20 protein-coding genes are annotated in these 25,278 nt (G+C 60.7%); 11 read left to right on the top strand and 9 right to left on the bottom strand.

Annotated elements, in window-relative coordinates; genetic code table 11:
- Positions 1–12 precede the first annotated feature (12 nt).
- The 3 genes from glgC to glgP all read left to right on the top strand — a co-directional run bounded on the left by glgC (position 13) and on the right by glgP (position 5,444).
- A complete protein-coding gene (glgC, locus tag ACMGG9_RS22265; protein WP_004930810.1) occupies positions 13–1,290 on the top strand; it encodes a glucose-1-phosphate adenylyltransferase in 1,278 nt (425 codons plus the stop codon).
- Positions 1,291–1,425: 135 nt separating this feature from the next.
- The gene (glgA, locus tag ACMGG9_RS22260) at positions 1,426–2,856 is read left to right on the top strand and encodes a glycogen synthase GlgA (protein ID WP_033645308.1); all 1,431 of its coding nucleotides are present in this window, start codon (positions 1,426–1,428) and stop codon (positions 2,854–2,856) included.
- A gap of 140 nt (positions 2,857–2,996) precedes the next feature.
- Complete coding sequence (glgP, locus tag ACMGG9_RS22255; protein ID WP_033645307.1) at positions 2,997–5,444, top strand: glycogen phosphorylase; 2,448 nt, start codon at positions 2,997–2,999, stop codon at positions 5,442–5,444.
- Between the two features lie 60 nt (positions 5,445–5,504).
- Here glgP and glpD read toward each other — a convergent pair whose 3' ends face one another.
- From glpD to ulaG, 6 genes are all read right to left on the bottom strand, one after another.
- Positions 5,505–7,013: a glycerol-3-phosphate dehydrogenase gene (gene glpD, locus ACMGG9_RS22250; RefSeq protein WP_004930801.1), complete on the bottom strand. Its 1,509-nt coding sequence runs from the start codon at positions 7,011–7,013 to the stop codon at positions 5,505–5,507.
- 245 nt (positions 7,014–7,258) lie between these two features.
- The gene (locus tag ACMGG9_RS22245; RefSeq protein WP_004930797.1) at positions 7,259–8,017 is read right to left on the bottom strand and encodes a DeoR/GlpR family transcriptional regulator; all 759 of its coding nucleotides are present in this window, start codon (positions 8,015–8,017) and stop codon (positions 7,259–7,261) included.
- A gap of 50 nt (positions 8,018–8,067) precedes the next feature.
- On the bottom strand, positions 8,068–8,904 hold the full coding sequence (gene glpG / locus ACMGG9_RS22240; RefSeq protein ID WP_033651754.1) for a rhomboid family intramembrane serine protease GlpG: 837 nt from the start codon (positions 8,902–8,904) through the stop codon (positions 8,068–8,070).
- Positions 8,905–9,075: 171 nt separating this feature from the next.
- Entirely contained in the window at positions 9,076–9,402 is a 327-nt protein-coding gene (gene glpE / locus ACMGG9_RS22235) for a thiosulfate sulfurtransferase GlpE (protein ID WP_063991711.1), read from the bottom strand.
- Between the two features lie 84 nt (positions 9,403–9,486).
- Positions 9,487–10,242: an HTH-type transcriptional regulator UlaR gene (gene ulaR / locus ACMGG9_RS22230; protein ID WP_033651753.1), complete on the bottom strand. Its 756-nt coding sequence runs from the start codon at positions 10,240–10,242 to the stop codon at positions 9,487–9,489.
- A gap of 111 nt (positions 10,243–10,353) precedes the next feature.
- Positions 10,354–11,418, bottom strand: coding sequence for an L-ascorbate 6-phosphate lactonase (ulaG, locus tag ACMGG9_RS22225; protein ID WP_414161723.1), 1,065 nt, complete (start codon positions 11,416–11,418; stop codon positions 10,354–10,356).
- Between the two features lie 354 nt (positions 11,419–11,772).
- Between ulaG and ulaA the strand changes: the two genes are divergently transcribed.
- From ulaA to ACMGG9_RS22195, 6 genes are read left to right on the top strand one after another with little or no spacing between them, the layout of a single operon-like run.
- The gene (gene ulaA / locus ACMGG9_RS22220; protein ID WP_033645302.1) at positions 11,773–13,170 is read left to right on the top strand and encodes a PTS ascorbate transporter subunit IIC; all 1,398 of its coding nucleotides are present in this window, start codon (positions 11,773–11,775) and stop codon (positions 13,168–13,170) included.
- A 14-nt stretch (positions 13,171–13,184) separates the two neighbouring features.
- Positions 13,185–13,493 carry a PTS ascorbate transporter subunit IIB gene (gene ulaB, locus ACMGG9_RS22215; RefSeq protein ID WP_033645301.1) on the top strand — a complete coding sequence of 103 codons (309 nt, stop codon included), beginning with the start codon at positions 13,185–13,187 and terminating at the stop codon, positions 13,491–13,493.
- Positions 13,494–13,503: 10 nt separating this feature from the next.
- Positions 13,504–13,974 (top strand): PTS ascorbate transporter subunit IIA, encoded by a 471-nt coding sequence (gene ulaC / locus ACMGG9_RS22210; protein ID WP_033645300.1) that lies wholly within the window; start codon positions 13,504–13,506, stop codon positions 13,972–13,974.
- A 12-nt stretch (positions 13,975–13,986) separates the two neighbouring features.
- The gene (locus tag ACMGG9_RS22205) at positions 13,987–14,643 is read left to right on the top strand and encodes a 3-keto-L-gulonate-6-phosphate decarboxylase UlaD (protein WP_033645299.1); all 657 of its coding nucleotides are present in this window, start codon (positions 13,987–13,989) and stop codon (positions 14,641–14,643) included.
- A 9-nt stretch (positions 14,644–14,652) separates the two neighbouring features.
- Complete coding sequence (locus tag ACMGG9_RS22200) at positions 14,653–15,507, top strand: L-ribulose-5-phosphate 3-epimerase (protein ID WP_414161722.1); 855 nt, start codon at positions 14,653–14,655, stop codon at positions 15,505–15,507.
- 4 nt (positions 15,508–15,511) lie between these two features.
- Complete coding sequence (locus ACMGG9_RS22195) at positions 15,512–16,198, top strand: L-ribulose-5-phosphate 4-epimerase (protein WP_033651798.1); 687 nt, start codon at positions 15,512–15,514, stop codon at positions 16,196–16,198.
- A gap of 3 nt (positions 16,199–16,201) precedes the next feature.
- Here ACMGG9_RS22195 and malT read toward each other — a convergent pair whose 3' ends face one another.
- Positions 16,202–18,916, bottom strand: a complete 2,715-nt coding sequence (gene malT / locus ACMGG9_RS22190) for an HTH-type transcriptional regulator MalT (protein WP_033651750.1) — start codon at positions 18,914–18,916, stop codon at positions 16,202–16,204.
- A gap of 460 nt (positions 18,917–19,376) precedes the next feature.
- Between malT and malP the strand changes: the two genes are divergently transcribed.
- The gene (malP, locus tag ACMGG9_RS22185; protein WP_198793387.1) at positions 19,377–21,782 is read left to right on the top strand and encodes a maltodextrin phosphorylase; all 2,406 of its coding nucleotides are present in this window, start codon (positions 19,377–19,379) and stop codon (positions 21,780–21,782) included.
- A gap of 9 nt (positions 21,783–21,791) precedes the next feature.
- Positions 21,792–23,885 carry a 4-alpha-glucanotransferase gene (malQ, locus tag ACMGG9_RS22180; protein WP_197786255.1) on the top strand — a complete coding sequence of 698 codons (2,094 nt, stop codon included), beginning with the start codon at positions 21,792–21,794 and terminating at the stop codon, positions 23,883–23,885.
- A 69-nt stretch (positions 23,886–23,954) separates the two neighbouring features.
- Here malQ and nfuA read toward each other — a convergent pair whose 3' ends face one another.
- Positions 23,955–24,530 (bottom strand): Fe-S biogenesis protein NfuA, encoded by a 576-nt coding sequence (nfuA, locus tag ACMGG9_RS22175; RefSeq protein ID WP_004930777.1) that lies wholly within the window; start codon positions 24,528–24,530, stop codon positions 23,955–23,957.
- A 58-nt stretch (positions 24,531–24,588) separates the two neighbouring features.
- The gene (gntX, locus tag ACMGG9_RS22170) at positions 24,589–25,272 is read right to left on the bottom strand and encodes a DNA utilization protein GntX (RefSeq protein WP_414161721.1); all 684 of its coding nucleotides are present in this window, start codon (positions 25,270–25,272) and stop codon (positions 24,589–24,591) included.
- Between the last annotated feature and the right edge of the window lie 6 nt (positions 25,273–25,278).

The following is a 25,278-nucleotide window of genomic DNA, read 5'->3' as shown; positions in this document are numbered from 1 at the left end:
AAGGAGTCCGCTATGGTTAGGTTTGAAAATAAAGACCCCCTGATGTTGGCGCGCCAGCTGCCGATTAAATCCGTAGCGCTGATCCTGGCCGGCGGCCGCGGTTCACGTCTGAAAGATTTGACCTCCACCCGCGCCAAGCCCGCCGTCCACTTTGGCGGCAAATTCCGCATCATCGACTTCGCCTTGTCGAACTGCCTGAACTCCGGCATCCGCCGCATCGGCGTGATCACCCAATACCAGTCGCACACGCTGGTGCAGCACATTCAGCGCGGCTGGTCGTTCCTCAACGAGGAGATGAATGAGTTCGTCGATCTGCTGCCGGCCCAGCAACGCCTCAGCACCGAGCATTGGTACAAGGGCACCGCCGACGCGGTGTACCAGAACCTGGATATCATCCGTCGCTACGAGGCCGAATACGTGGTGATCCTGGCGGGCGATCACATCTACAAGATGGATTATTCGCGCATGCTGATCGACCACGTCGAGAAGGGCGCTCAGTGCACCGTGGCTTGCCTGCCGGTGCCGCGCAGCGAAGCCGGCGAATTCGGCGTGATGAAGGTGGATGAAAGCGACCGCATCATCGAGTTTCTGGAAAAGCCCGCCGATCCGCCGGCGATGCCGGGCAACCCGGATATGTCGCTGGCCAGCATGGGCATCTATATTTTTAATGCCGCCTACCTGTTCCAACTGCTGGAAGAGGATATGTCGACCCCCGGCTCCAGCCACGATTTCGGCAAGGATCTGATCCCGAAAATCACCGCGCAGCAGGCGGCGTGGGCGCATCCGTTTACCTTGTCCTGCGTGACGTCCAACCCCGACTTGCCGCCTTACTGGCGCGACGTGGGCACGCTGGACGCTTACTGGCGCGCCAATCTCGATCTGGCGTCGGTGACGCCGGAGCTGGACATGTACGACCGCGCCTGGCCGATTCGCACCCACATGGAACCGCTGCCGCCGGCCAAGTTCGTGCAGGATCGCTCCGGTAGCCATGGCATGACCATGAATTCGCTGGTGTCCGGCGGTTGCATCGTCTCGGGCTCGGTGGTGGTGCATTCGGTGCTGTTCCCGCGCGTGCGAGTGAACTCGTTTTGCACCATCGACTCTACCGTATTGTTGCCGGACGTGAACGTCGGCCGTTCCTGCCGCCTGCGGCGCTGCATCATCGACCGCGCCTGCCATATTCCGGAGGGCATGGTGATCGGGGAAAACGCCGATGAGGACAGCAAGCGTTTCTATCGCTCGGAAGGCGGCATCGTGCTGGTGACGCGCGAAATGTTGTCAAAATTGTGAGTTAACGTGGGGGGCAGAACGATAGCCTGCCGCCCGATGAACGGTTCGATGGCTTGCGCAACGCGGCACACATAACAGCGGCAAGCCTGCTTTATTTCTTATCCAGAGGCCTTCGGCCGACTTTCAGGAGTGATAATGCAGGTCTTACACGTATGTTCTGAAATGTTCCCCCTGCTGAAAACGGGCGGACTCGCAGACGTGGTTGGCGCGCTGCCGGCGGCGCAAATCGCCGAAGGCGCCGATGTTCGGGTGCTATTGCCCGCTTTCCCTGACGTACGCAACGGCATACCCGACACCGTGCTGGTGGCGGAGATAGACTCGTTCGCCGGCCGTGTCGGCCTGCGTTACGGCACCTACCATGGCGTGGGCATTTACCTGATCGATGCGCCCTGGCTGTATGACCGGCCGGGCAGCCCATACCACGATCAGTCCATGTACGCCTACCCCGACAACCACCGGCGCTTTGCGCTGCTGGGCTGGATGGCCTGCGAATTAGCCAAGGGGCTGGATCGCTACTGGCGTCCGCAGCTGGTGCACGCCCACGACTGGCATGCCGGCCTGAGCTGCGCCTATCTGGCCGCCAACGGTCACCCGGCGCGTTCGGTGTTCACCGTGCACAACCTGGCCTATCAGGGCCTGTTCTCCGCCCATCACGTGACCGAGCTGTGGCTGCCGGCGTCGTTTTACGATGTCTATGGCCTGGAGTTCTACGGCCAGATGTCGTTCCTCAAGGCCGGGCTGTTTTATGCCGACCACGTGACCGCCGTCAGCCCGACCTATGCGCGCGAGATCACCCGGCCGGAGTTTGGCTACGGCATGGAGGGGCTGCTGCAGGAGCGGCAGCGGCAAGGCAGGTTGAGCGGCATCCTCAACGGCGTGGACGACAAGATTTGGGATCCGGCCCACGACCCGCGGCTGAGCGCCCGCTACGACGCCGACGATCTGAAAAGCAAGGTCAAAAACAAGCTGCATCTGCAAAAGGCCATGGGGCTGAAGGTGGACGAATCGCTGCCGGTGTTCGCGGTGGTGAGCCGATTGACCAGCCAGAAAGGCCTCGATCTGGTGCTGCAGGCGTTGCCCGAATTGCTGGCGCAGGGCGGGCAGTTGGCGCTGCTGGGCGCCGGCGACGCGGTGCTGCAGCAGGCGTTTCTGGCCGCCGCCGCCGACTACCCTGAGCAGGTCGGCGTGCAGATCGGTTATCACGAATCCTTCTCCCACCGCATCATCGGCGGCGCCGACGTCATTCTGGTGCCGAGCCGCTTCGAGCCCTGCGGCCTGACGCAGCTCTACGGCCTGAAATACGGCACGCTGCCGCTGGTGCGCCGCACCGGCGGGCTGGCGGACACGGTCGTGGACTGCGCGCTGGAGAACCTGGCCGACGGCACCGCCAGCGGATTCGTGTTCGACGATTGCGACGCCGTCGCGCTGGGCAACGCCATCCGCCGCGCCATGGTGCTGTGGAGCCGGCCGAAACACTGGCGCCACGTTCAGCGCCACGCCATGAGCGTGGACTTCGGCTGGCCGGTGGCGGCGAAAGAGTATTTATCGCTTTATCAACGCTTGTAGCCCGCGATTCGCGTCGCGAGTTGACGCGCGGCGGGCAACCGTAAGGGTAGATTGTCGGGGCGCAGCGTACCGCGCCCATGTTCAGCGGGGCCAGCTATTCCGCGGCGGATGGCTGGGCTCCCCATTAGGGATTAAAAGCCATGACTTCACCGTTTAGTTACACCTCACCTACGGTCAGTGTGGAAGCGCTGAAACATTCCATTGCCTATAAGCTGATGTTTATCGTCGGCAAGGATCCGGCGATCGCCAACCGCCACGACTGGCTCAACGCCGTCCTGTTCGCGGTGCGCGATCGCATGGTGGAGCGCTGGCTGCGCTCCAACCGCGCCCAGCTGTCTCAAGACGTGCGGCAGGTGTATTACCTGTCGATGGAGTTTCTGATCGGCCGCACGTTGTCGAACGCGCTGCTGTCGATGGGCATTTATCAGGACATCGACAACGCGTTGAACGAGATGGGGCTGAACCTGGCGGAGCTGCTGGAGGAAGAGAACGACCCCGGGCTCGGCAACGGCGGTCTGGGCCGGCTGGCGGCCTGCTTCCTCGACTCGCTGGCGACGCTGGCGCTGCCGGGGCGCGGCTACGGCATTCGCTATGAGTACGGCATGTTCAAGCAGAACATCGTCAACGGCCAACAGATGGAATCGCCGGACTACTGGCTGGAGTACGGCAATCCGTGGGAGTTTCCGCGCCATAACACCCGCTACAAGGTGCGCTTCGGCGGCCGCGTGCAGCAGGAGGGGGCCAAGGCCCGCTGGCTGGAGACCGAAGAGATCGTGGCCATCGCCTACGATCAGGTGATCCCCGGTTTCGACACCGACGCCACCAACACGCTGCGGTTGTGGGGCGCGCAGGCCAGTAACGAGATCAACCTCGGCAAGTTCAATCAGGGCGATTACTTCGCGGCGGTGGAAGATAAAAACCATTCGGAGAACGTGTCGCGCGTGCTCTATCCGGACGATTCGACCTCCTCCGGGCGTGAATTGCGCTTGCGACAAGAGTATTTCCTGGTGTCGGCCACGGTGCAGGATATTCTCAATCGCCATTGGCTGATGCACAAAACCTTCGACAACCTGGCGGACAAGATCGCCATTCACCTCAACGACACTCACCCGGTGTTGTCGATTCCGGAGCTGATGCACCGGCTGATCGACGAGCACAAGTTCAAGTGGCTCGACGCCTGGGAAGTGGTGGAGCAGGTATTCTCCTACACTAACCACACGCTGATGAGTGAGGCGCTGGAGACCTGGCCGGTGGACATGCTTGGCCGCATCTTGCCGCGCCATCTGCAGCTGATTTTCGAGATCAACGATCACTTCCTCAAAATGGTGCAGGAGGTGGCGCCAGGCGACAACGATCTGCTGGCGCGGGTCTCGATCATCGACGAAACCAACGGCCGTCGGGTGCGCATGGCGTGGCTGGCGGTGGTGGCCAGCCACAAGGTCAACGGCGTTTCCGCCCTGCATTCCGAACTGATGGTGCAGTCGCTGTTCGCCGACTTCGCCCGGCTGTTCCCGACTCGTTTCTGCAACAAAACCAACGGGGTGACGCCGCGTCGTTGGCTGGCGCTGGCCAACCCGCCGTTGGCGGCGGTGCTGGACGACTGCATCGGCCAAACCTGGCGCACCGATCTCAGCCAGCTGAGCGAGATCAAGGCCAACATCGATTACCCGAGCTTCCTGCAGGCGGTGCAGCGCGCCAAGCGGCAGAACAAGGAGCGGCTGGCGCTGTACATCGCCAAAACGCTCAACGTGGTGGTTAACCCGGATGCGCTGTTCGACGTGCAGATCAAACGCATTCACGAGTACAAACGGCAGTTGCTCAACGTGTTGCACGTCATCACGCTGTATAACCGTTTACTGGCCGACCCTGATATCGAGCGCGTGCCGCGGGTGGTGATCTTCGCCGGCAAGGCGGCCTCGGCCTACTATGCCGCCAAGCAGATCATCCGCCTGATCAACGACGTGGCCAAAGTGATCAACAACGATCCGCGCGTGCATACCCAGTTGAAGGTGGTGTTCATTCCGAACTACGGCGTCAGCCTGGCGCAGATCATCATCCCGGCGGCGGATCTGTCGGAACAGATCTCGCTGGCGGGCACCGAAGCCTCGGGCACCAGCAATATGAAGTTCGCGCTGAACGGCGCGCTGACCATCGGCACGCTGGACGGCGCCAACGTCGAGATGCGCGAGCACGTGGGGGAGGAGAACATCTTTATCTTCGGCAATACCGCCGAGCAGGTCGAGGAACTGCGCCGCAACGGTTACAACCCGCGCCAGTACTACGAGCAAGACCCAGAGCTGCATCAGGCGCTGACGCAGATCGCCACCGGCATGTTCAGCCCTGAGGAGCCGAAGCGCTATGGCAATTTGTTCGACTCGCTGGTGAACCTCGGCGACCACTATCAGCTGTTGGCGGATTACCGCAGCTATGTGGACACGCAGGACAAGGTGGACGAGGTGTATCTCAATCAGGACGAGTGGACGCGGCGCGCGGTGCTGAATATCGCCAATATGGGTTACTTCTCATCCGATCGCACCATTCAGGAATATGCGGATGAAATTTGGCACATTAAGCCGGTGAAGCTGTAAAGCGGGGCAGGGAAAAAAGCAAAGGGCCGGATAACCGGCCCTTTTTCGTTACGCTGCGGCTCAGGAAGCCAGCGACAGCGCTTTCGTTTTCGCGTGTTCCGCCAGCCAGGCTTTCACGCGCGCCTGCTGCGCTTCGTCCAGCCACATTCCCAGCTTGGTGCGGCGCCAGATAGCGTCGTCCAGCTCCACGACCCACTCTTTCTCGGTCAGGTAGCGCAGTTCGGCTTCATACAGACCGTGGCCGAAATCTTCGCCCAGATCGGCGAGGCCGTTGGCGCCGGCCAGGATCAGCTCGCTCTGGCTGCCATAGGTGCGGGCATAGCGGCGCGCCAGGGCTTCCGGCAGCCAGCCGTGCGCACGGCGCAGTTTGGCCGCGTAACCGTCGCGGTCGCCGTCGATGTCACCGCCCGGCAGCGTGGCGTTTTTGGTCCACGCCGGGCCGCAGCCTGGGTAGTAGTGGGCCAGTTTTTCCATCGCATGTTCGGCCAGCTTGCGGTAGGTGGTCAGCTTGCCGCCGAAGACCGACAGCAGCGGCGCCTTGCCTTGCTCGTCGTGCACGTCCAGCGTGTAATCGCGGGTGATCGCCTGCGGTGAATCGGATTCGTCGTCGCACAGCGGACGCACGCCGGAGTAAGTCCAGACGATGTCGTCGCGGCCCAGCTGCTTCTTGAAGTGATCGTTGTACACTTTCAGCAGATAAGCGATTTCGTTCTCGTCGATCTTCACGTCTTTCGGATCGCCTTTGTACTCCACGTCGGTGGTGCCGATGATGGAGAACTCGTCATTCCACGGGATCACGAACACGATGCGGTGGTCTTCGTTCTGCAGAATGTAAGACTGCGGCTGATCGTGCACGCGCGGCACCACGATGTGGCTGCCTTTGATCAGACGGATGCCGTAAGGCGATTTCAGCTTCAGGCCGTCGTCGAAGAAGTTTTTCACCCATGGGCCGGTGGCGTTCACCAGGCCTTTGGCGCGCCAGGTGAAGGTTTTGCCGCTGTCGATATCGACCGCTTCCACCATCCACAGGCCGTTTTCGCGCCATGCGCGGGTCACTTTGGTGCGGGTGCGCACTTCGCCGCCGCGTTTTTCCACTTCCTGCGCGTTCAGCACTACCAGGCGAGCATCGTCGACCCAGCAGTCGGAATATTCGAAACCGCGCTTCAGTTCAGGCTTCAGCACCGATTCTGGTCCAAAGCGCAACCCCTTGCTGCCCGGCAGGCTGGTGCGTTTGCCCAGGTGATCGTACAGGAACAGGCCGATACGGATCATCCAGGCCGGACGCAGATGCGGCTGGTGCGGCAGGCGGAAACGCATCGGGAACGCGATGTGCGGCGCCAGTTTCAGCAGCACTTCACGTTCGGCCAGCGCTTCGCTCACCAGACGGAATTCGTAGTGTTCCAGGTAGCGCAGGCCACCGTGGATCAGTTTGGAACTGGCGGAAGACGTAGCACAGGCCAAGTCTTGCGCTTCCAGTAGCAGTACCGACAGCCCGCGCCCGGCAGCATCCGCCGCGATGCCGGCACCGTTGATGCCGCCACCGATAACGATCAAGTCTTTGGTTTCCACGTCATCTTCCTCCAGATGTTCGAAATAGCTCTTTCATGTTCGTTTTCGCTCATGATTGTAATCAAAAACCAACAAGCAAGCCAAGACTTAACCAAACAAAAACATTTAGGCGTGATAGAGGTAACAGTTTGGTGATGATAGTCACACAAGTAGCATGGATATGGCGCGGGCGCGCAAACGGCTGTCGGTGAGGGGGTTAAAGGGATGAAACGGGGCGGCGGCGCGCCCCGCAGGTTAGGGCCGAATCAGCACAGCTCCAGCTGCACGTCGTACTGTTCGATGATTTTCATCACGCTCGGCGGCGGCAGCTGGTCGGTAAACAGGTAGTCGATCAGGTTCATGTTGCCCAGGTTGACCATGGCGTTGCGGCCGAATTTGGAGTGGTCGGTCACCAGCATCACGCAGCGGGAATTTTCGATAATCGCGCGTTTGGTGCGCACTTCGTGATAGTCGAATTCGAGCAGCGAGCCGTCCATATCGATGCCGCTGATGCCGAGAATGCCGTAATCGAGACGGAATTGGGAGATGAAGTCCAGGGTGGCTTCGCCCATGATGCCGCCGTCGCGGGTGCGCACTTCGCCGCCGGCCAGGATCAGGCGGAAGTCTTCTTTGGCGGTCAGCAGGGTGGCGACGTTAAGGTTGTTGGTGACCACACGCAGGTTCTTGTGGTTCATCAGCGCATGGGCCACCGCCTCCGGCGTGGTGCCGATATCGATGAACAGCGTGGCGCCGTCCGGGATCTGGCTGGCGACGCGCTGCGCGATGCGGGCTTTCTCTTCCGACCACATCACCTTGCGATCGTTATAGGCAGCGTTGACCGAGCTGGAAGGCAGCGCCGCGCCGCCGTGGTGACGCTGGATCTTGTTCTGGTCGGCCAGGTCATTCAAATCGCGGCGAATCGTTTGCGGGCTGACGTCAAAATGCTCGACCAGCTCTTCCGTGCTGACGTAACCCTGCAGGCGCACCAGCTCGATAATTGCGTCATGACGCTGTGTTTGCTTCACGATAATCCCCTAAAACGCCCGCTATGCCCGCTGGGCATAGCTCCCGGCTGTTATTGTTCGTTGTGTGCGCGATGACGCGTATCCCAAAATGCCATCAATAACCCTAACACTAAACCGGCTACGTGTGCCGCGTTGGCGATCGACATTCCTAAAATATCGAAATATCCGGCCACCAGCCACAGCACCGAGAACACCATCAGGCCGCGCGGCAGCATCAGGCCGCGCTCCGGCGCCCGTTCGCCCGACAGCCAGACATAGCCCATCAGCGCATAGACCACGCCTGACAGCCCGCCGAACAGCGCGCCGCTGAACAGCGATTGCGCCCAGCCGCTGAAGAACGCCGACACCACCGCCAGCACGAACAGCTTGCCGGCGCCGAGGCGTTTTTCCATCTGGCCGCCGAGATACCACCACCACATCAGGTTAAACAGGATATGCAGCAGGGAGAAATGCAGGAACGCATGGCTGATCCAGCGCCACAGCTGGGTGTATTGGCTGCTGTCCTGCGGCCAGGAGAGCCAGTACATCACGGTATCGTCGCCGAGCGCCTGCATCAGAATATAGACTGCGATGCACAGCACCATCACGCCGAGCGTCAGCGGCCCGGCTTTGCTGCGCAGGGTGTGCAGGTAGGACTCGCTCTGATAGTGCAGGCCGGCGTCGGTATGGCCGGTCTGCCAGCTGGCGGCCTGATAACGGCGGTTGAGCGGATCGACCAGAAACTGCTGCAGCTCGTGTTGCACCTGCTCGAGATGACCTTCGTCGGCCAGCCAGATTTCCGCCGCCTCGCCGCTGTTGCGCAGCTCAAGCCGGATGCCCTGGGTCGCCATATAGTCGACAAAGGCCAGCGCCAGGCGCGGGTTGGATACGGCGATTACTCTAACCATTGCTCTTCCGTCGTAAGTGAATGATTTTGGCCGCCGCTTGCGCGCCGGCGACCCTGACGGCCGATTATAACGTCGAAATCCTGAGCGCTGGCAAACGGATCTGCGAAAAACCCGCGAAAACGCGCATAAAAACGAAGGGGAAGCCCGCCGACGCACGGCGGGCGGCGGGGATCAGGCAGAGGTTTCCACGTCTTGCGGATACTGACGGGCCCAGGCCTCGAAGCCGCCGTCGATGCTGTAGACCGCGTCGAACCCCTGGTGCAGCAGGTATTGCGCCGCGCTGCGGCTGCTGTTGCCGTGGTAGCACATCACCATCACCGGCCGCTCGAAGTCGTTTTGCTGCATAAAGGCCGACAGGGTGGCGTTGGTGAGGTGAAAGGCGCCCGGCGTATGCCCGGCTTCAAAACTTTGCGGATCGCGGATGTCGACCAGGGCGGCGCTGCCCTCTTTCCAGCGGCTGTAAGCCTGTTCAACGTTGATCGCTTCGAACTGTTCCATACTGCTGACTGCCTCATTATTGGGGGACGCCGCTATTGTAACCAACTCTGCGGCGTTTAAGACCAGAGCAAGCTTGTGGTTTTCTCACACCAGCAGCACTTCTACCCCTTGTTGACGCAGTTGCTCAACGATCGCCGAATCGGCGGCGCGGCCGGTGATCACCATGGCGATTTGCTCGGTACGGCTGAACAGCATGCCGGCGCGTTGGCCGACTTTGCTGCTGTCGACCAGCACCACCAGTTTACCGACGTAGTTGAGCATCTTCTGTTCCGCCATCGCGGTCAGCATATCGGTTTTATACAGGCCGTCAGCGGTGAGGCCGATACCGCTGGTGAACATCCAGTGCCCGGCGTACAGGGTGGCGTCGCCGTCCTGGGGCGCCAGAGTAATCGACTGGGTTTTGTTGTACTGGCCTCCCATGATCACCACGCTGTCGTGTTCCTGCTCGATCAGGTAATTGGCCAGCGGCAGATAATTGGTGATCACCTGAACCGGCTTGCCGCAAATTTCACGGCCCAACAGAAATGCGGTGGAGCCGCAATTGATCACCACGCTTTCACCCGGCTGACAGAGCTGTGCCGCGGCCGCCGCAATACGCATTTTTTCGTCCAGATGCTGGGTTTGGTGGATATTGAGCGGCGTCCAGGCCGGGCGCGGAGTTTGTGTGGCTTCGGCGCCGTTGCGCACTTTGCGCAATTTGCCGATTTCATTCAGTTTGTTGATGTCCCGGCGCGCGGTGGCCGGAGAGATGTCAAACGCCGCGATGACGTCCGCCACGGAGATTTGCCCCTTGCGCTGCAAGAGATCGAGAATGGCGTTGTGGCGTTGGGACTCTGTCATGCGGGCTCCGTCGGAGAGAGAAAACGTCGTTGCCTATGATTATATGCGCGCCGTTTGACGATTTGAATCATTCCCGTTCAAAAGCGCGCATCCGTATGCAACACCGGTTGATTACAAGAAAGACTTGAAGGGCAGATCGGGTTCGAGGGTGAAGCAATCATCAAAACCGCGCGGGTAGTGGTACTCCAGATTGTCTTTATCCCGCGGCCAGATGAACTTGCCGCCAACCTGCCAGATAAACGGTTTAAAACCGTATTTGAGCCGGTCTTTCTTCATTTCCCACAGCACGCGAATTTCCTGCGGATCCGCCTGGAAATTCGACCATATGTCATGGTGGAAGGGGATCACGACTTTGGCGTTCAGCGATTCCGCCATGCGCAAGATGTCGGCGCTGGTCATCTTGTCGGTAATGCCGCGCGGGTTCTCGCCGTAGGAACCGAGGGCGACATCGATCTGATGATCGTTGCCGTGCTTGGCGTAATAGTTGGAGTAGTGGGAATCGCCGCTGTGATAAAGGTTGCCGCCCGGCGTTTTGAACAGGTAGTTGACCGCCCGCAGGTCCATGCCGTCCGGCAGAACGCCCGCCGCTTTTTGTTCCACCGGCAGTGTGATGAGCGCCGTGCGATCGAAGGCGTCCAGCGCATGAATTTCAATGTCTTTGATTTTTATCACGTCGCCAGGTTTGACGGTGATGCAGCGCTCAGGCGGCACACCCCAACCAATCCAGATATCCACGCAGCTTTGCGGCCCGATAAACGGAACGGTGGCGGCGCAATTTTGCAACACCGCCGCGGCGACGTTCACATCGATGTGATCGTTGTGGTCGTGCGTGGCCAAGACGGCGTCGAGCTGGGTAATCGCGAAGGGATCCAGTACGAATGGGGTAATGCGCAGGTTAGGCTGCAGCTTGCGCACTCCCGCCATTCGCTGCATTTGGTGGCCGGTTTTCATCAGCGGGTTGCCGTGGCTCTGCTTGCCGGTACCGCACCAAAAGTCGACGCACAGATTGGCGCTTTCTTCCGATTTGAGCCAGATACCGGTACAGCCCAGCCACCACATGGCGAAGGTGCCGGGCGCAACTTTCTCCTGCTCTATCTCTTCGTTCAGCCAGGTGCCCCATTCGGGAAAGGTGTTCAATATCCAGGATTCGCGGGTGATGTCGTTGACTTTACTCATGGGTCGTTCCTCGTTGGCGGTGATAATGCAATCACAAATAATCATTTAAAGATTTTATGTGATTCGTTTTGATCGAATCTAGCACCGTTTTTTTCAACTGACAACGATCGAAATACACGATAACACCGCCGGATTTACGTGGTGCGCCGTCCTTTCATCTCCTTTTTGTTTGATTAACTGCTATTAAATTCAATGAGTAATAAAATGTAAGCCGTCTAATTCATTGAATGTTAGTGGAATTGATTTTTAACTTGCGAGGTTGTTCACAAATAATCATTTATGATCTTTTTGTGATTTCTTGTGATTGGTATGGTGAAGGCGTTACCAGCATGCCAACCTTTTCGGGAGAGCCGTATGGAAACTCTTTACACCATCTTCACCGTCTTTTTTAACCAGGTGATGACCAATGCGCCGCTGCTGTTGGGGCTGGTTACGCTGCTGGGTTACACGTTGCTGCGCAAAAGCGCGGCGGTCATTATCAAAGGCACGATCAAAACCATTATCGGTTTCATGTTGCTGCAAGCCGGTTCCGGCATCCTGACCGGCACGTTCAAACCGGTGGTGGCGAAGCTGTCCGAGGTGTACGGCATCAACGGGGCGATTTCAGATACCTATGCCTCGATGATGGCCACCATCGATCGGATGGGGGAGGCCTATAGCTGGGTCGGCTACGCGGTCTTGCTGGCGCTGGCGCTGAACATACTCTACGTGTTGTTGAGGCGCATTACCGGCATCCGCACCATCATGCTTACCGGCCATATCATGTTTCAGCAGGTGGGGTTGATCGCGGTATTTTTCTACATTCTGGGCTACGGCATGTGGACAACGGTATTATGCAGCGCGCTGTTGGCTTCACTGTATTGGGGCATCACGTCCAACATGATGTTCAAACCGACGCAGGCGGTGACGGAAAACAGCGGTTTCTCCATTGGGCACCAACAGCAGTTCGCTTCGTGGCTGGCGTATAAGGCAGCGCCGTATCTCGGTAAAAAAGAGGACAGCGTGGAAGATCTGAAGCTGCCTGGGTGGCTGAATATTTTCCATGACAACATCGTTTCCACCGCCATCGTGATGACGCTGTTCTTCGGCATCATTCTTTGCTCGTTCGGCTTGGATACCCTGCAGGCGATGGCCGGTAAAACCCACTGGAGCATCTATATCCTGCAAACCGGGCTGATGTTCGCGGTGGCGATTTTCATCATCGTGCAGGGCGTGCGCATGTTCGTCGCCGAATTGACCGAGGCCTTCAATGGGATTTCCCAACGCCTGATCCCCGGTGCGGTACTGGCCATCGACTGCGCCGCCATCTATAGCTTCGCGCCCAACGCCGTGGTGTGGGGCTTTATGTGGGGCACCATCGGCCAATTGATCGCCGTCGGCATCCTCCTGGCGTGCGGCGCTTCCATCATGATCATCCCCGGTTTCATTCCCATGTTCTTCTCTAACGCCACCATCGGCGTGTTCGCTAACCACTTTGGCGGCTGGCGCGCGGCGATGAAGATCTGCCTGGTGATGGGGATGATAGAGATCTTGGGCTGCGTGTGGGCCATCAAGCTGACCGGGCTGAGCGCCTGGATGGGAATGGCGGACTGGTCGATTCTGGCGCCGCCGCTGATGCAAGGGCTGAGCTTCGGCCTGTGGTTTATGGGCGTGGTGATCGCCATCGCGCTGCTGTACATGTTCTTCGCCGGGCGCACCCTGCGCGCGGAGGAAGATGCTGAAAAACAATCGGTTGAACCAGCGTCACGTTAATAGGAGTGCAGATTATGACGGTACGAATCCTGGCGGTGTGCGGTTGCGGACAAGGCAGTTCCATGATCATGAAAATGAAAGTCGACCAATTTTTAACGCAGCAAGGCGTGGATCATTCGGTCAACAGCTGTGCGGTGGGGGAATACAAATCCGAGTTGAGCGGGGCTGACATCATCATCGCTTCCACCCATGTCGCGGATGAGATCGTCGTCAGCGGCAACAAATACGTGGTCGGGGTGCGCAATATGCTCTCGGCGGCCGACTTTGGTCCGAAGCTGATGGAAGTCATCGGCGCGCATTTTCCGCAAGATTTGAAGCAGTGAGGAGCGAGTCATGAAGCTGAGCGATTCGTTGGCGCAGAACAACGCTATTCACCTGCAGGCGGAGGCTGCCGACTGGCGTCAGGCGGTGCGGCTGGGGGTCGATCTGCTGGTGGCCGCCGGCGTGGTGGAGCCTCGCTATTTCGACGCCATTCTGGCCGGCGTCGAACGGCACGGCCCTTACTTCGTGTTGGCGCCCGGCCTGGCGATGCCGCATGGTCGGCCGGAGGAAGGGGTGCTGAAAACCGGCTTCGCCTTGGTCACCTTGAAAACGCCGGTGTGCTTCGGCGATGAGGACAACGATCCGATAGATATCTTGATCACCATGGCGGCGGTGGACGCCAAAACGCATCAGGAGGTGGGCATCATGCAAGTGGTTAACCTGTTCGAAGATGAGGCGAACTTCGATCGCTTGCGGGCCTGTCGCCGGGCGAGCGAGGTACTGGCGTTAATCGACAAAACGTCCGCGGCGGCGGCGAATTGAAGGAGACATGCAATGAAAACGCATTTACCGATGCTGCAAGTGGCGCTGGATAACCTGTCCATGGCCGCGGCTTACAATACGACGCGCCTGATCGCGGCCGAAGTCGACATCATTGAGGTCGGCACTATTTTGTGCGTGGCGGAAGGCGTACGGGCCGTGCGCGATCTGAAAGCGCTGTATCCGGATCGCATCGTGTTGGCGGACGCGAAAATCGCCGATGCGGGGCAAATTTTGGCGCGGATGTGCTTCGAGGCACACGCCGACTGGATCACGGTGATCTGCTGCGCTGACATCAATACGGCCAAGGGCGCGCTGCAGGTGGCGCATGAGTTCGGTGGCGACGTGCAGATCGAACTGACGGGATTTTGGACCTGGGAACAGGCGCAGGCGTGGCGTGAGGCGGGTATTGGTCAGGTGGTGTATCACCGCAGCCGTGACGCGCAGGCGGCGGGCGTCGCCTGGAGCGATGACGATATCCGCGCGGTTCATCGCCTGAGCGAGATGGGTTTCAAGGTGACGGTTACCGGCGGATTGTCATTGGCGGATTTGCCTCTGTTCCGGGGCATTCCCATCCATGTTTTTATCGCCGGGCGCAGCATTCGCGATGCCGCCGATCCGGTCGCGGCGGCGCGGGAATTTAAACGCGTCATCGCCCAACTGTGGGGCTGAGGAGCGGTTATGTTGCAAAAATCCGTACCGTTGGGCATCTACGAGAAGGCGTTGCCGCCGGGCGAGGACTGGCTGACGCGCTTGCAACTGGCGGGGGAGTTGGGATTCGATTTCGTTGAAATGTCGATCGATGAAAGCGACGGCCGTCTGGCGCGGCTGGATTGGAACAGCGAGCAGCGACTGGCGCTGCTCGGCGCCGTTGCGGCCAGCGGTGTGCGCGTCCCTTCTTTGTGCCTTAGCGCCCATCGGCGTTTTCCGTTGGGTAGTGAAGACGACAGGACGCGCGAGCGGGGGCTGGAGATCATGCGCAAGGCCATCCGGCTGGCGCAGGATACCGGCATACGGGTGATCCAACTGGCCGGATATGACGTTTATTACCAACAGGCTACTGCGCAGACCCGCGCCCGGTTCCGCGCCGGCTTGGCGCAGGCGGTGGAGATGGCCAGCCGTGCGCAGGTCATGCTGGCGATGGAAATCATGGATTATGCGCTGATGAATTCGATCAGCAAGGCGCTGGGTTATGTCCACTACCTGAATAACCCATGGTTTCAGCTGTACCCGGACATCGGCAATTTGTCTGCCTGGGACAACGATGTGCAGATGGAGCTCGTAGCCGGACGCGGGCATATCGTAGCGGTGCACGTTAAGGATACGCGGCCGGGAGAGTTTAAGAACGTGCCGTTCGGCGAGGGCGTGGTCGATTTCACCCGCTGCTTCGAAACGCTGCTTGCGAGCGGCTATCGCGGCCCCTATCTGCTCGAAATGTGGAGCGAGAAGGCGCCCGACCCGCTGCAGGCGGTGCGGGAGGCGCGTGCCTGGGTGGTTGAACGCATGGCAGAGGCCGGGTTGGAAATAGGGAGCTAACATGCTGGAACAACTGAAATGGCAGGTCTACAAAGCCAATATGGCGCTGCCTGAGCACGGGCTGGTGACCTATACCTGGGGCAATGTCAGCGGCATCGATCGGGCCAGCGATCTGATGGTGATAAAACCCAGCGGCGTGCCTTATGAAACGATGCGGGCGGAAGATATGGTGGTGGTGAATGCGCGAGGGGAGGTTGTTGAGGGGCAACTGCGGCCTTCATCCGATACGCCGACGCATCTGGCGCTGTACCGGGCATTCCCACAACTCGGCGGCGTCGTGCATACGCACTCCACTCACGCCACCGCCTGGGCCCAGGCGGGTGAGGCGATACCGGCGTTTGGCACCACCCATGCCGACTATTTTTCCGGCGACATTCCTTGCACCCGCGCGCTGACGGCGGAAGAGGTGGCGGGGGAATATGAATTGAACACCGGGCAGGTGATTATCGAAACCCTGTGCGGGCGCGAGCCGTTGCACATTCCCGGCATTCTGGCGTATCAGCATGGCCCGTTTAGTTGGGGCTGCTCGCCGGATGAGGCGGTGCATAACGCGGTGGTGCTCGAGGAGGTGGCTAAGATGGCGTGGATCAGCCGGGGCATTAACCCCGGCCTGCGCCGGATCGATGAACACCTGTCGGCGAAACATTTCAGCCGCAAACATGGCGCCGGCGCTTATTACGGCCAGCGCTGACTATCAGGCGCCGTACCCCATCATCTTCAGCAGCTGCTGCGCTTGCTGCACCGCTTCCTGGCGATGGGCCACGCCCAGCTTCTGGTATAGATTGCGTATATGGGTCTTGATGGTGGTGGCCGCTACATCCAACTCACCGGCGATCTGGTCGTTGCTGTAACCGGAATAGATCAATCCCAGCACCTGCCATTCGCGTTGGGTCAACGGACTGGTGCGGATCAGTTCCGGCACCTGTGGATGGGTCAGCAGCTTATCGACGAAGTTCTCGTCGAAATGCGCGAATTTGTGCCGATGATGCTGGTTGATGTCGCGCAGGATGCGCTGGGCGCGATGCTGTTCCAGCTCCGGCAGCGTGTTGAGCTGGATCAACTGGCGCAGCTGCTGCGCCATCGCTTCGCCTTCGATGACGAAGTGGCTGATAAAGCCGGTGCGGTTGGCCAGCGACAGCGCTTCGATCAGCGCCTGCTGCGCTTCGCCCTTGCGCTCTTGCAGCCAGTAGAGCTGGTTGCTGAGCAGCAGATTGCGGTTGAGATCGCTCACCAGCCGCAGGCGACGGGCGTTTTCGTTCAGTTCATCCAGCACCACGCCGGCCTCTTCATACTGGCCGAGCAGGATCTGCACTCGCGCGATGTTGCGCCATTGGCCCTGCGTGAAGTGGTTGTCCGCCATGCCGGGCTTTTCGGTGTGGCGCAGCCACTGGGCGGCGGCGGCGGTGTCGCCGGTCATTTGCCAGTGGATCACCCGCGACTTGTCGGTGTTGGTCAACCAGTCGCGATGATAGTGGGCGCCGTGCAGCAGGGTTTCGCAGCGCTGCAGATGGGTATTGGCGTTGTCCAGATCGCCGCGCGCCAGCGAGCATTTGGCCAACATGGCGATGCACTGCAGCTGCTGCTGCGGTTGGTAGTTGGCCAGAATTTTCAGCCCGGCGCGCGCCGCGTCTTCCGCTTCGTCCAAGCGCGACCATGACCACAGGATCTGGGCGCGGATGCGCAGCAGAAATTCGTGCATCGGCAGCTGTTCCAGGTGCTGCTCGCGGATCAGTTCGAACGCCTTATCCTGGGTTTCGTAAGCGGCCTGCAGGAAGCCTTGGGCGATAAGGATTTCGCTCTGCTGCAGCAGCGCCCAGAGCGCGTAATGGTTGGCCTGATGACGACGCGCCATCTGCTCGGTCTGCTGCATCATCGGCAGCGCGCGCGCCAGTTCGCCCTTGCAGTGGTGCACTTCGCCGGTCACCGAGGTGGCGACGATGCGGCTGTAGTAGCTGGACAGCGGCAGGAATTTCAACGCTTCGGTCGCCAGCCGCTCGGCTTCTTCCGGTTTGCCGGCGTTGATCGCCACCTGGGCGCGCAAGGCGTCGAACTCGGCGTGCAGCGTTTGGTCTATCTCGATTTTTTGTTCGCGCATGGTGCGCTCGGCGCGCTCCAGCAGGGTGTTGACCTCGCTGTAGCGGTGCTGGCTCTGCGCCAGCCAGGCCTGCAGCAGCGCCAGCTTGGGGTTTTGGATCAGGCGCTCATACGGCAGCGCGTTGAGGCACTCCTCCAGCAAGGCCAGTTCGCTGTGGTGGAACAGCGACCAGGCGTGTTGCAGCAGGATATCGCGCAGCATGCTGACGTCGCTGGCCGCCAGCGCGTGGTGAATGGCCTCCGCCGGATACCCCAGCGCCAGCCAGCCTTCGGCGGCGGCGCGGTGCAACCCCGGCAGCTCCAGCGCCAGTTCCCACTGGCAACGCTGGCGCAGGAAAGAGGCGAACAGCGGGTGGAAGTTGAACCATTCGCCGGTGTCGTCCATGCGGTGGATAAACAGCCCCTGGCGTTCCAGCTCCTCCAGCCGCTGCTGGCCGTTGTCTTCGCCGGTCAGCCGCACGATCAGCGCATCGTTCATTGAGCGCAGCACCGAACAGCGCAGCAGGAAGGCGCGCGCATCGGCATCGACGTGATCCAGCACTTCGTCCACCAGATAGTCGGACAGGTGGCTGGCGTTCAGCCCCGCCAGCCGCTTGGCCGACAGTTGGGCCGAGGAGGCGGATTGGCGGGCCGACAGCGCGATCAGCTGCAGCGCGGTGGCCCAGCCTTCGACTTCGTCGCACAGGCGGCTGCTGTCCTGCTGTTCCATCGGCGCCGCCAGGCGGCAATCGAAGAACTGTTTGGCTTCCTGATGGGTGAACGCCAGCTGCTGCGTGCCCATTTCCAGCAGCTGATCGCGCACCCGCAGGTTGGCGATGCCGAGCGGCGGCAGGGTGCGCGAGAGCAGGATCAGCGTCAGGTTTTCCGGCTGATGGCGCAGGAAAAAGCGCATGGCTTCGTGAATGGCGTCGTTGGTGATCAGGTGATAGTCGTCGATCACCAGGTACAGCGGTTGATGCCAGTCGGCCAGCTCGATAAACAGCTGGGCGAACAACGCAGACAGGCTGGCGTACTGGTGCTTCTGGCTCAGCGCCTCGCTCTTGACGCAGCGACCGCCGCTGGCCTGCTGCAGCGCCGCGATCAGGTAGCTGGCGAAACGCTCCGGCTGGTTGTCGCTCTCATCCAGGGAATACCAGCCCAGATCGGCCTTGCCGGCCGCCCATTGGGCGATCAGCGTGGTTTTCCCGTATCCCGCCGGGCAATTGACCAGTGTCAGACGATAGTTGCCCGCGCTGGCCAGTTTGGCCAGCAGGCGATCGCGGATCACGGTATTTTGCAGCCGTACCGGGCGGCTCAGTTTTGATGGGATCAGCATAGTATTCCAGGATATAAATCGCGGTTCCCGCCGGGATTGGAGTGGCGCTAATTATTTTATGGTTCGTAATTAATAGCTCCCCCTAACTTCTGCCAACCCTAAACGTATTGCAACAAGCTTCCGCATCGGCTTGGAGTTAAGTTGCTATCGATCACACTTTTTTACGTTTGGTGTCGGAGTACGGCGATGCGGTTGCGGATCGCATTTCCGGCCATGGACAAAACTTCAGCAGCGCGAATACTTGTGCTAACGTCATGGTTAACGTTCTCAGTGCTCGCCGCACGCGTTGGCGGGCTTTTTTGCATCGTTGCAAGGGAGTCAAAAAGTGCCTGAGATCACAATTCCAGCTACGCCCCAATCCTCCTCCCCAGCTAATCCCCAGGCGGGATGATGCCGTCAGGCTTTCTCACCGGCACGATAGCGGCAATTTGACCCACTTACTGGATAGAGAGTTTTCCTTATGTCACAGCCTACGCTCAAGAAGGATGCTTTTCTGGCGGCGCTCGCCCGTCAGTGGCAACGGTTCGGCCTCAGTTCCGCGCAGCAAATGACGCAACATCAATGGTGGGAAGCCGTCAGTGCGGCGCTGGCCGAGCAACTGGCCGCACAGCCGGCGCCGCGCAAAAGCGCCAAACCGCTGCGTCACGTGAACTACATCTCGATGGAGTTTTTGATTGGCCGGTTGACGGCGAACAACCTGATCAACCTGGGCTGGTACGACATCGTCGAGCAGGCGCTGGCCGAGCAGAACGTCAAGCTGGCGGATCTGCTCGAGCAGGAAACCGATCCGGCGTTGGGCAACGGCGGGCTGGGGCGTTTGGCGGCCTGTTTCCTCGACTCGATGGCGACGGTGGAACAACCGGCCACCGGCTATGGGCTGAACTACCAGTACGGGCTGTTCCGCCAGTCGTTCCAGGGTGGGCAACAGCAAGAGGCGCCGGATAACTGGCAACGCGAGAGCTATCCGTGGTTCCGCCACAACGCCGCGCTGGCGGTGGACGTGGGCATCGGCGGCAAGCTGGAGAAGCAGGCCGACGGCCGCGAACTGTGGCGCCCGGCCTTCACCCTGCGCGGCGAAGCCTGGGATCTGCCGGTGCTGGGGTATCGCAACGGCGTGGCGCAGCCGCTGCGTCTGTGGCAGGCGACCCATCAGCATCCGTTCAACCTGGGCGATTTCAACGACGGCAAATTCCTGCAGGCTGAGAAGCAGGGCGTAGAAGCCGATAAGCTGACCAAGGTGCTTTACCCGAACGACAACCATCAGGCCGGCAAACGCCTGCGCCTGATGCAGCAGTATTTCCAGTGCGCCTGCTCGGTGGCGGACATTTTGCGCAAGCACCATCAGGCCGGCCGCAAGATTGAAGAACTGCCGAAGTATGAAGTGATCCAACTGAACGACACCCACCCGACGATCGCCATTCCGGAAATGCTGCGCATTCTGCTGGACGAGCACCAGCTGGAGTGGGAGGCGGCCTGGGCGATCACCAGTAACACCTTCGCCTACACCAACCACACTCTGATGCCGGAAGCGCTGGAGTGCTGGGATGAAAAATTGGTGCGCAGCCTGCTGCCGCGCCATTTCTCCATCATCAAACAGATCAACGCCAGGTTTAAAAAATTGGTGGATAAGCACTGGCCTGGCGACGAGGCGGTGTGGGCCAAGCTGGCGGTGCACCACGACAAGCAGGTGCGCATGGCCAACCTGTGCGTGGTCAGCGGCTTTGCGGTTAACGGCGTGGCGCAGCTGCATTCGGATCTGGTGGTGAAGGATCTGTTCCCGGAATATCACCAGCTGTGGCCGAACAAATTCCATAACGTCACCAACGGCATCACGCCGCGGCGCTGGCTGAAACAGTGCAACCCGGCGCTGTCAGGCTTGATCGACGAGACGCTGAAGGTGGAGTGGGCGGGCGATCTCGACGCGCTGCGCGGGCTGGAGAAATTCGCCGACGACGCGGCGTTCCGCCAGCGTTATCAGCAGATCAAACGCGACAACAAGGTGGCGCTGGCCCATTACGTGCACGGCGTGATGGGGCTGACGCTCGATCCGGACGCAATCTTCGACGTGCAGATCAAACGCTTGCACGAGTATAAACGCCAGCACCTGAATCTGCTGCACATCCTGTCGCTGTATCGCCAGCTGCGCGACAACCCGAATCTGGACATCGTGCCGCGCGTGTTCCTGTTCGGCGCCAAGGCGGCGCCGGGCTACTACCTGGCGAAGAACATCATCTACGCCATCAATCAGGCGGCCGAGAAGATCAATCACGATCCGCTGGTGAAAGATCGCCTGAAAGTGGCGTTTATTCCGGACTACCGCGTCTCGGTGGCCGAACTGATGATCCCGGCGGCGGATATCTCCGAGCAGATCTCCACCGCCGGTAAAGAGGCCTCCGGCACCGGCAACATGAAACTGGCGCTGAACGGCGCGCTGACGGTCGGCACGCTGGACGGCGCCAACGTCGAAATCGCCGAGCAGGTGGGCGAAGACAACATCTTTATCTTCGGCAATACCGTGGAGCAGGTGAAGGCGATAGTGGCGAAGGGCTACGATCCGCTCAGCTATCGCAAGAAGGACAAGCACCTGAAGGCGATTTTGGATGAACTGGCGAGCGGCGCGTTCAGTCACGGCGACAAGCACGCGTTCGACATGATGCTGCACAGCCTGCTGGAAGGCGGCGATCCCTATCTGGTGCTGGCGGACTTTGCCTCGTACTGCCAGGCGCAGCGCCGGGTCGATGAGCTGTATCGCGATCGGGACGAGTGGACGCGGCGGACTATCCTTAACACCGCGCGCGTCGGCATGTTCAGCTCGGATCGCTCGATCCGCGATTACCAGCAGCGCATCTGGCAAGCCAAACGTTAAGGAGAGCGAATGGATCGCAAGCGTATCGATCAGGCGGCAGCGCAGGCGGGGATCGCTGCCGATTTCATCAATGCTCACGGCAAACGGCAGGCGATTGAGCCGCAGACCAAGCGCAAGCTGCTGGCGGCCATGAAGTGGGCCGATGATGCGGTGCAGGATACCGCGCCGCCGCCGTTACCGGCGGTCAAGGTGTTCTATCAGGGCGCGCCGTTGGCGCTGACGCCGACGGGCGAAGGCGAATACCTGTGGGCGCTGCAGCGTGAAGACGGCGAATGCCTGCAGGGGCGCGTCGGCGCGCGCAAGACCCTGACGCTGCCCGGCGAGCTGCCGGCGGGTTACCACCAATTGACGTTGAGCCAGGGCGCACGGCAGTGGTCATGCCGAGTGATCGTCGCGCCGAGGCGCTGCTTCGAGCCGGACGCCTTGTTGACCGGCAAAAAGCTGTGGGGCGCCTGCGTTCAGCTGTACACGCTGCGCTCCGATCGCAACTGGGGCATCGGCGATTTCGGCGATCTGCGCCTGATGGTGGAAGAGGTGGGGGAACGCGGCGGCGCTTTCGTCGGCCTCAACCCGATCCATGCGCTGTACCCCGCCAACCCGGAGAGCGCCAGCCCATACAGCCCCTCGTCGCGCCGCTGGCTGAACCTGGCGTATATCGACGTCAACGCGGTGGAGGATTTCCAGCGCAGCGACGCGGCGCAGCGCTGGTGGCAGAAGCCGGCGACGCAGAAACAGCTCGCCAAAGCGCGCGCTGCGGAGTGGGTGGATTACACCGCCGTGATGCAGCTGAAACTGGCGGCGCTGAAGCTGGCGTTTCCGGTATTTCAGGCGCGCAAGCCAAACGACGCGCAGCGTCAGGCGTTTGAGCAATTCGTGACGGACGGCGGCGACAGCCTGTATCGGCAAGCGGCCTTCGACGCGCTGCATGCCCATTTGGCGGCGGATGACATCAGCCAGTGGGGCTGGCCGGCCTGGCCCGAACGTTATCGGCAGGGGGATAGCGAAGCGGTGCGGCAGTTCTGCGCTGAACACCAGGAAACGGTTCGTTTTTACCTGTGGCTGCAGTGGCTCGCGGCCACCCAGTTCGCGCAGTGTTTTGACCAGAGCAGGCAGCAGCAGATGCCGATCGGCCTGTATCGCGATCTGGCGGTCGGGGTGGCGGAAGGCGGGGCGGAAACCTGGTGTGACCGCGAGCTGTACTGCCTGAAAGCGTCGGTCGGGGCGCCGCCGGATATTCTGGGCCCGCTGGGGCAAAACTGGGGCCTGCCGCCGATGGATCCGCACGTGATGGCGGCGCGCGGGTACCAGCCGTTCATCGATCTTTTGCGCGCCAACATGACCAGCTGCGGCGCGCTGCGTATCGATCACGTCATGGCGCTGCTGCGGCTATGGTGGATCCCGTATGGTGAAACCGCCGATCGCGGCGCCTACGTCAAATACCCGGTGGACGATCTGCTGGCGGTGCTGGCGCTGGAAAGCCAGCGCCATCGCTGCATGGTGATCGGCGAGGATCTCGGTACGGTGCCGGTGGAAATCGTCGGCAAGCTGCGCGACAGCGGCGTCTATTCCTACAAAGTGCTCTATTTCGAAAGCGACGGCGAACACCATTTCCGCGCGCCGCAGGCCTATCCGGTGCAGGCGATGGCGACCATCACCACTCACGATCTGCCGACGCTGCGCGGCTACTGGCAAAGCGACGATCTGACGCTGGGCAACCGGCTGGGTCTCTACCCGGACGCGGAAATCCTGCGGGCGCTGTTCGCCGATCGGGAACGCGCCAAGCAGGGGCTGCTGGATGGATTGCATCGTTATGGCTGCGTGCCGCAGAAGGTGGGCAAGAAGGCGGCGCTGCTCGGCATGAGCCCGCTGCTCAACCGCGGCCTGCAGCGTTATGTCGCTGACAGCGCCAGCGCCTTGCTTGGCCTGCAGCCGGAAGACTGGCTGGACATGGCCGATCCGGTCAACATCCCCGGCACCAGCGATCAGTACCCTAACTGGCGGCGCAAGCTGACCCGGACGTTGGAGGAGATGTTCGCCGACCCGCGGATAAACCGGCTGCTGAAGGATTTGGACAAGCGCCGACGCAAGGTGTCGGTGGGCTGAAAACGACAATGCCGGAACGGGTTCCCCCTTCCGGCATTGTGTTATCTACCGTGGCGCGAACGCCGGGTATCAATAGTAGGAGTGCTCGCCGCGCTGGTGCTCGGTCAAATCACGCACGCCCTTCAGCTCCGGGAACTTCTGCAGCAGCTCTTTCTCGATGCCTTCTTTCAGCGTGACGTCGACCATCGAACAGCCGTTGCAACCGCCGCCGAACTGCAGAATAGCCATGTTGTCGTCGGTGATCTCCATCAGCGTTACGCGTCCGCCGTGGCCCGCCAGCTGTGGGTTGATCTGCGACTGCAGCACGTATTCCACGCGTTCCATCAGTGGCGCGTCGTCATCGACCTTGCGCATCTTGGCGTTCGGCGCCTTCAGCGTCAGCTGAGAACCCAACTGGTCGGTCACGAAGTCGATTTCGGCGTCTTCCAGATACGGCGCGCTCAGTTCATCGACATAGGCGGACAGTTTGTCGAACTTCAGTTCGGTATCCGTCGCTTCTACCGCGTCCGGCGGGCAATAAGAGACACCGCATTCGGCCGTCGGCGTGCCCGGGTTGATCACGAATACGCGGATTTGGGTGCCTTCTTCTTGATTTGCCAGCAGTTTGGCAAAGTGTTCCTGTGCAGCATCTGTTATACGGATCATAGCATTAGCTCAATAGTTGACTTCTATAGTCGGTTATAATACGCCCATTGCCGTGGCACTACAACGTGCGGCAAACGCACCATATCTGCACCGAGGCGGCGCCTTGCCGCCGCAGCAGCGCCGCGATCTCCGAGACGGTGCTGCCGGTGGTCACCACGTCATCCACCAGGGCGATATGCCGGCCGGCGACCGGCACGGTACAGGCGAACGCGCGCTGCAGATTGCGTCTGCGGGCAGAGGCGCTCAGCCGCTGTTGCAGGGTGGTTTTGCGCACCCGGCGCAAGGCGGCGGGCCGGTAGGCGCAACCCAACCAGCGCGCCAGTGGCCGGGCCAGCAGATCGCTCTGGTTATAGCCACGGCGCCAGCAGCGTGTTGCATGCAAGGGTACCGCCAAAATCAGGTCGGGTCTGTTCAGATACTGCTCTCTGCGCGCCTGCTGCCAGCGCAACAGCATCAGGCGCGCCAGCGCCGGCGCCAGCTCGGGCGCGCGGTGGAACTTGAACCTTTTTACCAAGCCGCTGAGCGGCGTCACGTAGTCGCCGACGAACACCAGCCGTTGCCAGGGCGGTGGCCGTTGCAGGCAGCGGCCGCAGGGCGTGCGCGTCTCCCCGGCGGGCAGCCCGCAGCGCGGGCAACACGGCGGTCTGGCCGGCAGGTGACGCAGGCAGCAGCTGCAGAGGCCATGACGCATCAGGCTCAATGGCTGTCGGCATAGCCAACAGCGGCTGCGGATTGATAGCATAGTGTC

The sequence above is a fragment of the Serratia sp. BNK-10 genome (genome assembly GCF_047456065.1).
In the GTDB taxonomy this organism is placed as follows: domain Bacteria; phylum Pseudomonadota; class Gammaproteobacteria; order Enterobacterales; family Enterobacteriaceae; genus Serratia; species Serratia ureilytica.
The sequence above is the reverse complement of the archived record's forward strand: the minus strand, read 5'-3'. Positions and strand labels throughout refer to the sequence as shown.

What these genes read in the sequence shown, in the direction of transcription:
- ulaR (WP_033651753.1), bottom strand. Translation starts at nt 10,242, where the DNA reads ATGACAGAGTCCCAACGCCACAACGCCATTCTCGATCTCTTGCAGCGC.
- glpE (WP_063991711.1), bottom strand. Translation starts at nt 9,402, where the DNA reads ATGGAACAGTTCGAAGCGATCAACGTTGAACAGGCTTACAGCCGCTGG.
- glpG (WP_033651754.1), bottom strand. Translation starts at nt 8,904, where the DNA reads ATGGTTAGAGTAATCGCCGTATCCAACCCGCGCCTGGCGCTGGCCTTT.
- malP (WP_198793387.1), top strand. Translation starts at nt 19,377, where the DNA reads ATGTCACAGCCTACGCTCAAGAAGGATGCTTTTCTGGCGGCGCTCGCC.
- nfuA (WP_004930777.1), bottom strand. Translation starts at nt 24,530, where the DNA reads ATGATCCGTATAACAGATGCTGCACAGGAACACTTTGCCAAACTGCTG.
- glgA (WP_033645308.1), top strand. Translation starts at nt 1,426, where the DNA reads ATGCAGGTCTTACACGTATGTTCTGAAATGTTCCCCCTGCTGAAAACG.
- ulaG (WP_414161723.1), bottom strand. Translation starts at nt 11,418, where the DNA reads ATGAGTAAAGTCAACGACATCACCCGCGAATCCTGGATATTGAACACC.
- ulaA (WP_033645302.1), top strand. Translation starts at nt 11,773, where the DNA reads ATGGAAACTCTTTACACCATCTTCACCGTCTTTTTTAACCAGGTGATG.
- malT (WP_033651750.1), bottom strand. Translation starts at nt 18,916, where the DNA reads ATGCTGATCCCATCAAAACTGAGCCGCCCGGTACGGCTGCAAAATACC.
- glgC (WP_004930810.1), top strand. Translation starts at nt 13, where the DNA reads ATGGTTAGGTTTGAAAATAAAGACCCCCTGATGTTGGCGCGCCAGCTG.
- ulaC (WP_033645300.1), top strand. Translation starts at nt 13,504, where the DNA reads ATGAAGCTGAGCGATTCGTTGGCGCAGAACAACGCTATTCACCTGCAG.
- ulaB (WP_033645301.1), top strand. Translation starts at nt 13,185, where the DNA reads ATGACGGTACGAATCCTGGCGGTGTGCGGTTGCGGACAAGGCAGTTCC.
- malQ (WP_197786255.1), top strand. Translation starts at nt 21,792, where the DNA reads ATGGATCGCAAGCGTATCGATCAGGCGGCAGCGCAGGCGGGGATCGCT.
- glgP (WP_033645307.1), top strand. Translation starts at nt 2,997, where the DNA reads ATGACTTCACCGTTTAGTTACACCTCACCTACGGTCAGTGTGGAAGCG.
- gntX (WP_414161721.1), bottom strand. Translation starts at nt 25,272, where the DNA reads ATGCTATCAATCCGCAGCCGCTGTTGGCTATGCCGACAGCCATTGAGC.
- ACMGG9_RS22205 (WP_033645299.1), top strand. Translation starts at nt 13,987, where the DNA reads ATGAAAACGCATTTACCGATGCTGCAAGTGGCGCTGGATAACCTGTCC.
- ACMGG9_RS22200 (WP_414161722.1), top strand. Translation starts at nt 14,653, where the DNA reads ATGTTGCAAAAATCCGTACCGTTGGGCATCTACGAGAAGGCGTTGCCG.